The sequence below is a fragment of the Bacillus sp. JJ1521 genome, assembly GCF_036965165.1.
Classification (GTDB): domain Bacteria; phylum Bacillota; class Bacilli; order Bacillales; family Bacillaceae_L; genus Ferdinandcohnia.
Map to the genome: position 1 here is coordinate 642 of NZ_JBALOX010000063.1, position 9,562 is coordinate 10,203.

A 9,562-nucleotide genomic window follows, 5' to 3' on the forward strand; every position below is an offset into this window, starting at 1 on the left:
GAAGCGATTGGCTTATGAACTCGAGCAGATGGCGCCTGGAACTAGACAGCGAAAAATGAGTCCATGGTATCTAAACCATGGACTTTACTAATTTTTTATGATATTGATTTTTCAGGCCAAATTATATCTAAATGATCCCCGGGTGAGAGAATGTCATAAAATGTGCATTCTTCCCCATTTTTTAAGAGTGAAAACCTTCCAGCTGAACCTGTAGGCAAATGAATTTCGACAAAGCGAAATAAATCCTGAAAAATAAATGGTTCCACTTCTTTCGTTCTCATTTGCAGTTTATCACCGTGCTTAAGAAGATCATCCTCATGAAGAATCTCCCCATTTCGATAAAATTCATGTAGTGGCTTATTGAGAGAGATCATTTTCTCCTGATAAAATACTTGAATGGAATAGTCCATTTGAATTTTTTGTGTATCTGCAAAAATACGTAAGGTTGGGGCAATCCCTGGCTCTATTTCAAATGAATCCTGATCCATAAAAGCTGAATGTATGGAAACCTTAGCTCCGTTTTTCATTAATTTACTAGAAAACTGTTTTAGTTTGATGTTTTGTTCGTTTAAAGAAATGGTAAATTCATTTAACATTTCATTCCGGAATGGATAGGTATTTGTCCGAATCAATTCTTCGATCGTTTCCGGAAAATAAAATGAAATCTCATCATGATCATGAACAAAGTCATCTGGATTTGCTAGTTGATGATTTTGTTTGATGGTAGCTGTTATCACCATTTCTTCACCATTCATGTAAATCCTTTTTTGAGGAATATCGTCAATAAGGTCTTTAATCATCACGGTTGCTTTTGTACCGTCGTTACCTTTGCTAACTATGATTTCGTCCCCATTTAAAATTTCATCTTCAAATGAACATGGCTTCCCATTTTTTAAAAGATTAGGAGATTCTCCATAACCTCCAGGAATTGTGATGGACTGCTGGTTTACCTTTACGATCATGGCCAGTCCAGGTTTCCCATACAGCTTATGCAGTTTAATTCCAGCCGCTAGTAAGCTATCTCCGACAGTTAGACGTTTCATTTCAAAAAGTCTCACTGATTTTTGATTGACTGTTGCATTGACATAATGAACAGGTGTTTGGCTTGATGCAATAGCAATACCAATGGGTGTTACGAGTTCAGGTCCTTTTCGAATATCCTGTTTCATTTCCACCTGGTTAATTGCATCAATACCGCGAATTGCAACGCGGTTTTCGGGTAAACCAAGTGAATGCGCAAGCCGTTTTGGAAATTCGGGAGTTAAGCTGCCCCCACCAACGAGCATGACAGCCTTTGGTGATTTGTTTTTATTTAAATTTAGTATCTCGTCCCGAATCGATTCTGCTAATCTATCAATCGAGTCAGAAATTTGATCAATTACTTCTTGCCTGTTCACCAAAGTTTCAAAGCCAAGAATATCAACAACTTGAATGATATCATTCGTTAATAAGTCACGTTTTGCTTGCTCGGCAAGTGGAAAGTCGAGGAGAAGCTGGTCACTAATTGCTTCCGTAATCTCATCTCCAGCAATAGGCACCATTCCATATGCAACAACGGTTCCTTCATCTGTAATGGCTATATCAGAGGTACCTGCCCCAATATCAACTAACGCAACATTTAATCTTCTCATCGATTGTGGAATAAGCACATTAATGGCGGCAATAGGTTCAAGGGTGAGGGCCTGCATTTCAAGGTCTGCTCGATGCAAAGCAGATATTAATGATTCGACAACAACCTTAGGAAGGAAAGTCGAGATAATCTCAACACTGGCTTCATTTCCTTGCTGGTCGATTAAACTTCCTATTTCTTGATTGTCTAAGAAGTAATGGATAACCGAGTAGCCCACACAGTAGTAATCATAGCTTTTTTCCGATTTATTTTTTTCAGCTAATGCATATTGTGATTTCTGCACAGCACTTAACTCTAAATGCAAAATATCTTCCTTTTGAATCAATGGCTTTGAAGAAATCTGAATTGTTTTACTAGAGCGTTCCGTTCTTAAAGCTCTTCCAGCAGCGGCAACAGCAGCACTAGTTAATTTACCATGCTTTACCTCTAGTATTTCTTTTATCTCACGTATTACATTAGAGACAGCAATAACATCGTGAATTTGGCCATCAACCATGGCTCTTTCCTTATGTTCACGAATTACAAAATCGATTATATTATATGAAGAACCCGTTTTTTCAACAATTAGTCCGACTACAGAACGTGTCCCAATATCAAGTGCAAAAATTGATGGATTTTTTTCCATTATGTATTCACCTATATTTACAAGAATTATAAAAATACTTTATCACTTAAAAGCGTTTAAGTGATAAAAAAATTAGTGACATCCTGAACGAATTCGTTTATAATGAATTCTAATTACTTGAAATGTATCATATTTTCGGTTAGATTGCGACTTATAGCTTATGGGAGAAAGGAAGATTTGGATGAGTAAAGCAGTAGAATTAGATAATCTTCGCGAAAGAGTGGAAGAAATTAATCTTGAAATTCTTAAACTTATTAGTGAACGCGGTAAATTGGTTCAAGAGATTGGAAAAGTAAAAGAAACACAAGGCGTTAATCGTTATGATCCAGTTCGTGAGAGAACAATGTTAAATAACATTTTAGAACATAATGAAGGACCTTTTGAAACATCAACAATTCAACATATCTTCAAAGAAATCTTTAAAGCAGGTCTTGAGATACAAGAAGATGATCATCGCAAAGCTCTCCTTGTTTCACGTAAGAAAAAGCCTGAAGATACAATTGTAGATATTAAAGGTGTAAAAATTGGTAATGGTACACAGCAATTTATCGTTGGACCTTGTGCAGTTGAAAGCTATGAGCAAACAGCTGCTGTTGCAGCAGAGGCGAAAAAATATGGTTTACGATTACTTCGCGGTGGCGCATTCAAACCAAGAACATCACCTTATGACTTCCAAGGTTTAGGTCTTGAAGGATTACAAATATTAAAACGTGTGGCTGACGAGTTTGACATGGCTGTTATCAGTGAAATTGTAAGCCCAGCAGACATTGAAGTTGCTTGTGATTACATTGATGTCATTCAAATCGGTGCAAGAAACATGCAAAACTTTGAATTATTAAAAGCAGCAGGTTCTGTTAAAAAGCCTGTATTATTGAAACGCGGATTGGCTGCTACGATTGATGAGTTCGTAAATGCAGCTGAATATATTATCTCTCAAGGAAATGACCAAATCATACTTTGTGAAAGAGGTATCCGTACTTACGAAAGAGCTACTCGTAATACATTAGATATTTCTGCTGTTCCAATCTTAAAACAAGAAACACACTTACCAGTATTTGTTGACGTAACACACTCAACTGGACGTCGTGATTTATTATTGCCAACTGCAAAAGCGGCTCTTGCAATTGGAGCAGATGGTGTCATGGCGGAGGTTCATCCAGATCCAGCAGTTGCTTTATCAGATTCAGCGCAGCAAATGGATTTTGATCAATTTGAAAAATGGATTACAGAACTTAAAGCATCTTTAGCAGTTCGTGTATAACTTCATTTGATTTTTCATGAAAACCTCCTACTATATGTAGGGGGTTTTTTAGGGTTTTTGTTTCGAATTTGTTAAGAAATGCACAAAGTAATTGCCCTAGTAAGATAAGTAGCGTATGATAATTTACATAAAGTAAGCAAATATGACATTTGTTTGTATAAAAAAGTTCATACTATATATAAGTGGAACTTGAAATAAGGAGTGCTGTCAATGAATGTGACAATTTATGATGTAGCAAGGGAAGCAAACGTATCAATGGCAACCGTATCACGTGTTGTAAATGGTAACCCAAATGTAAAACCAACCACCCGAAAAAAAGTACAAGAAGCGATTGATCGATTAGGCTATCGCCCAAATGCTGTGGCTCGAGGACTAGCTAGTAAAAAAACGACAACGGTCGGAGTAATCATTCCAGATATCTCAAATATTTTTTATTCAGAGCTTGCACGTGGAATTGAAGATATTGCGACTATGTATAAATACAATATTATCCTTAGCAACTCGGACCAAAACAAGGATAAAGAATTCCACCTTTTAAATACAATGCTTGGTAAGCAAGTTGATGGAATTGTCTTTATGAGCGGAAATATTACAGAAGAACATGTCGAGGAATTCGATAAATCTCCTGTTCCGATTGTATTAGCTGCCTCAGTAGAAAGTTCAAATTCGGTCCCAGCGGTTACAATTGATGTTGAGCAGGCATCATATGATGCGGTGACGGAATTAACGAAAAGAGGCCATAAGAAAATAGCTTTTGTTAGCGGGTTATTAAATGAACCTATTAATGGTGAAAAGAAACTTGCTGGTTATAAGCGAGCACTCGAGGATGCCGGTCTTACGTATAATGAAGAATATGTAATCGAAGGTGATTACACATATGATTCAGGTATCGAAGGTTTCGAGAAAATTCATGAACTAGCCGACAAGCCAACAGCTATTTTTGTTGGTACAGATGAGATGGCATTAGGAGTAATCCATAGTGCGCAAGATCTAGGCTATTCGATTCCTAATGATATAGAAGTGATTGGCTTTGATAATACACGTTTAGCCATGATGGTCCGTCCACAGCTTACATCAGTTGTACAACCAATGTATGACATTGGTGCGGTGGCGATGAGATTATTAACAAAGTTGATGAATAAAGAAAATGTGGATGAACAAATTGTGGTGTTACCACACCGTATTGAATTTAGAAAATCAACTAAAGAATAAGAGGTAAAACACGGCTATCATGCCGTGTTTTCTTCTTTTGATGTCTAGCTCCAGGCGCCATCGGGTCTCTGGTAAGTCAAGCGCTTCGGAAGGTAAAAGGCACCTTCTGTCAGCGCTTGTCTTATGCTTGACTTGCACAGGATGTGCTGACATCGACGTTCGCCACAAGACGTGGCGATAGTTAGTCGATGTTCCTTAATTCGGGCGCCTTGCGCTTTTCTTATTTTTGCCGTATCGGGTAAAGTGTTTTTGTCACAGTTAAAGCATTTTTTTCCTCAATTTCTGATTTTCTAGGGATAGGTGGATAAATATTTGGTTCATCATCCCAGAATGCAGGAAGAGTTAATTTTGCTTTTGGTTGCCATTTATTGATCCAATCAATTGGAAGGGGACCACTTAACTCCGATTTTTCAATCATTTCAAGCCAAATTAAAGACCACGCTCTTGGTACAACTCTCCAAATATCATATCCACCGCCACCGACTGCAATCCAGCGACCATCACAAAATTGATGAGCAAGCTTGTGAGCAAGCTTGGGAATCTCCCGATAGATTTTCATTGTGGTCGACAAATGGGTTAATGGATCATAATAATGGGAATCCACACCATTTTGCGTAAAGATGACATCAGGTTTGAAAAACTCTGTTACCTCTGTAAAAGCTGTAGTGTATGCGTGTAACCATGAATCATCCTCAGTGAATGCATCCAAAGGGACGTTGAAAGAATAGCCATAGCCTTTGCCTGCGCCTCTCTCAGTCACGTTTCCTGTACCAGGAAAGAGATATCGTCCTGTCTCATGAATGGAAAGTGTACATACATCAGGATCATCATAAAATGTCCATTGAACACCATCACCATGGTGAGCATCTGTATCCACATAAAGGACTTTTACATTATATTTCTTTTGCATATATCGAATAGCAACAGCACTGTCATTATACACACAAAATCCGGAGGCTTTCCCGCGGAATCCATGGTGTAATCCACCACCAAGATTAAGAGCATGCTTTGACCTACCAGACATTACATGGTCAACTGCGGAAAGAGTAGCACCAACCAGTAAGGCGCTTGCTTCGTGCATCCCCGGGAAAATAGGGGTATCTTCAGTGCCGATTCCGTAGCTATGTCCTACTTCTTCGGAGAGTTTTCCTTCTCCAGCTAACTTTACCGCTTCGATGAATTTAGGGTCATGGACAAGCTCTAATTCTTCATCGGTTGCAATTCTAGGTGGGATTATATCCGAGTCATTTAACAAGTTCAGACTTTTGAGTAGATCATATGTAAGCTTTACCCTTGTTTGATTAAAGGGATGGTCGTGACTAAAACGATATTTTAACAACTGATCCGAATAGACAAAAACAGATTTTTTCGTCATGATCAGAGCCCTGGTAGTGTTGGCCACATCACCGTGTAGCCTTCATTTTTAAGATTTGTAATGATTTTATTCGGATTCATTGTTTGAACTCTCAACACAAGTATTTTAAAGTGAATATCCTTGTCGGGATACACAAGAACACTGTGAATATTCACATTTTGATTTTTAATAACATTGACAACCTCTGCTAGCGTTCCTGCCCGATTTGCAACCTTAACTTCTATCTGGGAACCCGGCTGATTTGCTCCAGTTAACTGGGCGAAGGTATGTAGTAGATCCGTTTCTGTAATGATTCCAACTAATTTACCGTTGGATTCAATAGGAAGACAGCCAATCCGATGCTCAGAAAAGACAGCCGTGATTTCTTCAACAAAATCGAGAGGATGCCCAGTTATCACGTCTTTAACCATAATCTCTTTAATTGGTGATTCAAGGGTTTTTTCTTCATTGGTATAGTCTAGGATGGAGGGCTTTGCATCGCGAATATCACGGTCACTTATAAGCCCAATCACATGTTGATTTGAATCGATGATGGGAATATGACGAATTTTTTTTTCGTCCATCAATTTTATCGCAGTTGAAATGGTATCATCAACTGATAAAGTTGTTACATTTTTTTTCATAATTTCTTCAACTATCATGTGAATCCCCCTTAGCAGCTAGTACATGAATCGATTCATAAAGCGTAGTCTGTCGAATCTTTCAATCGTATCTTGATTAATCCGTTTTCCTATTCGAGCCATTAAACAATTGGCAGGATGTGAACTAATTTCAGGATCGTCTGTTGCAAACCATTCAAGACCACCAGCACTCATCATTTTTTCCATTACCTTTCGATACTCCCAAACATTAAGTCCTGTGCCTTTTAAGTCCCAGTGCCAATAATATTCAGTCGTTATAATCAAGTAGTCCTCCATGGCATCATCCATCATTGAAACAATTAATAGATTTTTTCCAACACGACTGCCGCGAAACTTAGGAATTACTTCAATAGCACCTAACTCTATTAAATTCTCTATTTTTCCCTCAGACCAACGTTCAAGCGGGTCTGGATAGAGATATGTAACATACCCAACAACGGTATTATGCTCTCTTGCGATAATGATTCTTCCTTCAGGTAGATCAGCAATTTCAATCAATGCCTTGTGCTGTTGGTTTGGAGTACGAAAAGCTACCAGATCCTCGTGGAATTCATAGCTTGCAAGGGCCTCTCCAGTTATAGGACCTTCTATAATGAGTGTACCATGAGGGGTCTTTAGTTCCTTAGCGTTATATGTTTTCTTATGCTCCACAATGTCACCACCATTCTCGAGTCATTCTCATTATACATAATCTAGTAAAAATAAAGCGTTTTCAGATTTCTTATCAAATGCGCCTTGGCGTATTTGCGCCCGATTTTGAGGCCCACACGAGGTGGGTCACAAAGACGTTGCCACAGGATGTGGCGCTCTTAGTCTTTGATCTTTCTGTATCGAAAAATTTCCTCTGAAAAATCGTGGCATCCTCCGGAGGCTGTAACATTATATAGTAGNNCTACTATATAATGTTACATTAATTATACAATTTTACAGAAAAATAATATATAAACAAAATTTAAAAAATTGAGAAAAGAGGAGATTTATTTTATAATAGAATAGTAAATAACTTACATAAAGGGGAAATGTAGAGTGAAAGTGGAAGCGCTGCCAGCAACGAAAGGGAATTATAATTTAACAGATTATGATGAAGCATATGCGAATTTTGATTGGACGGAAGTAGAATCGCGTTTTTCCTGGTCTGAAACAGGTAGAGTAAATATTGCTTATGAAGCGATTGACCGCCATGCTGAGGGTGTGAGGAAAAATAAAGTTGCCCTTTATTATCGTGATCCAGAACGTGATGAGAAGTATACATTTAAAGAAATGAAAGAATATACAAACCGTGCGGCTAACGTTTTAAAACAAGCTGCTGATGTTGAAAAAGGTGATCGAGTATTTGTGTTTATGCCTCGTTCTCCAGAACTGTATTTTACTGTATTAGGGGCTATTAAATTAGGAGCAATCGTTGGTCCGCTATTTGAAGCATTCATGGAAGGAGCTGTACGTGATCGTTTAGAGGACAGCGAAGCGAAGGTGATTGTCACTACTCCGGATTTAGTTGATCGGGTTCCTTTTAATGATTTACCTGCATTAAAGCATATTGTCTTAGTTGGGGAAAATGTTAAAGAAGATGGTCCTTTCATTGATTATCTTAGCCGGTTAGAAACAGCAAGTAAAGAGTTAGAAATTGAATGGGTCGAAAGAACGGATGGCATGCTCCTGCACTATACATCTGGTTCAACAGGAAAACCAAAAGGAGTCTTACATGTTCATAATGCGATGGTTCAACAATATCAAACCGCAAAATGGATTCTTGATCTAAAAGAGGATGATATCTATTGGTGTACCGCTGACCCTGGTTGGGTAACAGGAACCTCTTATGGTATTTTCGGTCCTTGGCTAAATGGAGCCTCCAATGTAATCGTTGGTGGGCGTTTTAGACCGGAAAACTGGTATCAAACAATTGAGGATTTTGGAATTACAGTTTGGTATAGTGCTCCAACTGCATTTAGAATGTTAATGGGTGCTGGAGACGAATTAGTAAAACAATTTGATTTACGTTCTTTGCGCCATATATTAAGTGTTGGTGAGCCGCTAAATCCAGAAGTTGTTCGTTGGGGCGTAAAGGTCTTTAATTTACGCATTCACGATAACTGGTGGATGACAGAAACCGGTGCGCAGCTGATTAGTAATTATGCTTGTATGGAAATTAAGCCAGGATCAATGGGGAAACCATTCCCGGGAATAAAGGCAGCCATTGTCGATGATCAAGGCAATGAACTACCTCCAAATCGGATGGGTAACTTAGCGATAAAAAAAGGCTGGCCATCCATGATGTATCAAATTTGGAACAATCCGTCCAAGTATGAATCCTATTTTATGCCTGGGGACTGGTATGTATCGGGGGATTCAGCATATATGGACGAAGACGGTTATTTCTGGTTCCAGGGGCGTGTGGATGATGTAATCATGACTTCTGGCGAGCGGGTAGGACCATTTGAAGTTGAAAGCAAGCTTGTTGAACACCCCGCAATCGCTGAAGCTGGTGTAATTGGAAAGCCTGATCCTGTACGAGGAGAAATCATCAAGGCATTCGTTGCGTTAATTGATGGCTATGAAGCGACAGACGAATTAAAAGAAGAAATTAGAGATTTTGTGAAAAAGGGATTAGCTGCACATGCTGCACCTCGTGAAATTGAGTTCAAGGAAAAGCTTCCAAAAACTCGAAGCGGAAAAATTATGAGACGGGTTCTTAAAGCGTGGGAGCTTGATTTGCCAACAGGCGACCTCTCCACTATGGAAGATTAAAAGAAAAGCGCAAGGCGCCCGGATTGAGGAACATCGACTAACTACCGCCACGTCCTGTGGCGAACGTCGATGT

Annotated in this window: 7 protein-coding genes; 3 read left to right on the top strand and 4 right to left on the bottom strand. The window is 38.8% G+C overall.

Annotated features, from left to right (window positions below):
- Nucleotides 1-95 precede the first annotated feature (95 nt).
- Nucleotides 96-2,255: a cell division FtsA domain-containing protein gene (locus tag V7147_RS09905; protein ID WP_335367690.1), complete on the bottom strand. Its 2,160-nt coding sequence runs from the start codon at nt 2,253-2,255 to the stop codon at nt 96-98.
- Nucleotides 2,256-2,436: 181 nt separating this feature from the next.
- On the opposite strand from V7147_RS09905, the gene V7147_RS09910 reads away from it, so the two are divergent.
- Both V7147_RS09910 and ccpA read left to right on the top strand, forming a co-directional pair.
- A complete protein-coding gene (locus V7147_RS09910; protein WP_335367691.1) occupies nt 2,437-3,516 on the top strand; it encodes a bifunctional 3-deoxy-7-phosphoheptulonate synthase/chorismate mutase in 1,080 nt (359 codons plus the stop codon).
- 210 nt (nt 3,517-3,726) lie between these two features.
- The gene (ccpA, locus tag V7147_RS09915; protein ID WP_335367692.1) at nt 3,727-4,728 is read left to right on the top strand and encodes a catabolite control protein A; all 1,002 of its coding nucleotides are present in this window, start codon (nt 3,727-3,729) and stop codon (nt 4,726-4,728) included.
- Nucleotides 4,729-4,948: 220 nt separating this feature from the next.
- Here ccpA and V7147_RS09920 read toward each other — a convergent pair whose 3' ends face one another.
- Genes V7147_RS09920 through V7147_RS09930 form a run of 3 tightly spaced genes read right to left on the bottom strand, consistent with a single transcriptional unit; the run spans nt 4,949 to nt 7,395 of the window.
- Nucleotides 4,949-6,103: an acetoin utilization protein AcuC gene (locus V7147_RS09920; protein WP_335367693.1), complete on the bottom strand. Its 1,155-nt coding sequence runs from the start codon at nt 6,101-6,103 to the stop codon at nt 4,949-4,951.
- A 2-nt stretch (nt 6,104-6,105) separates the two neighbouring features.
- On the bottom strand, nt 6,106-6,744 hold the full coding sequence (locus V7147_RS09925; RefSeq protein WP_335367694.1) for an acetoin utilization AcuB family protein: 639 nt from the start codon (nt 6,742-6,744) through the stop codon (nt 6,106-6,108).
- A gap of 18 nt (nt 6,745-6,762) precedes the next feature.
- On the bottom strand, nt 6,763-7,395 hold the full coding sequence (locus V7147_RS09930) for a GNAT family N-acetyltransferase (RefSeq protein WP_335367695.1): 633 nt from the start codon (nt 7,393-7,395) through the stop codon (nt 6,763-6,765).
- A 375-nt stretch (nt 7,396-7,770) separates the two neighbouring features.
- Between V7147_RS09930 and acsA the strand changes: the two genes are divergently transcribed.
- A complete protein-coding gene (acsA, locus tag V7147_RS09935; protein ID WP_335367696.1) occupies nt 7,771-9,489 on the top strand; it encodes an acetate--CoA ligase in 1,719 nt (572 codons plus the stop codon).
- Nucleotides 9,490-9,562 lie beyond the last annotated feature (73 nt).

Coding starts and splice junctions, on each gene's coding strand:
- V7147_RS09925 (WP_335367694.1), bottom strand. CDS start 6,744: ATGATAGTTGAAGAAATTATGAAAAAAAATGTAACAACTTTATCAGTT.
- V7147_RS09905 (WP_335367690.1), bottom strand. CDS start 2,255: ATGGAAAAAAATCCATCAATTTTTGCACTTGATATTGGGACACGTTCT.
- ccpA (WP_335367692.1), top strand. CDS start 3,727: ATGAATGTGACAATTTATGATGTAGCAAGGGAAGCAAACGTATCAATG.
- V7147_RS09920 (WP_335367693.1), bottom strand. CDS start 6,103: ATGACGAAAAAATCTGTTTTTGTCTATTCGGATCAGTTGTTAAAATAT.
- V7147_RS09910 (WP_335367691.1), top strand. CDS start 2,437: ATGAGTAAAGCAGTAGAATTAGATAATCTTCGCGAAAGAGTGGAAGAA.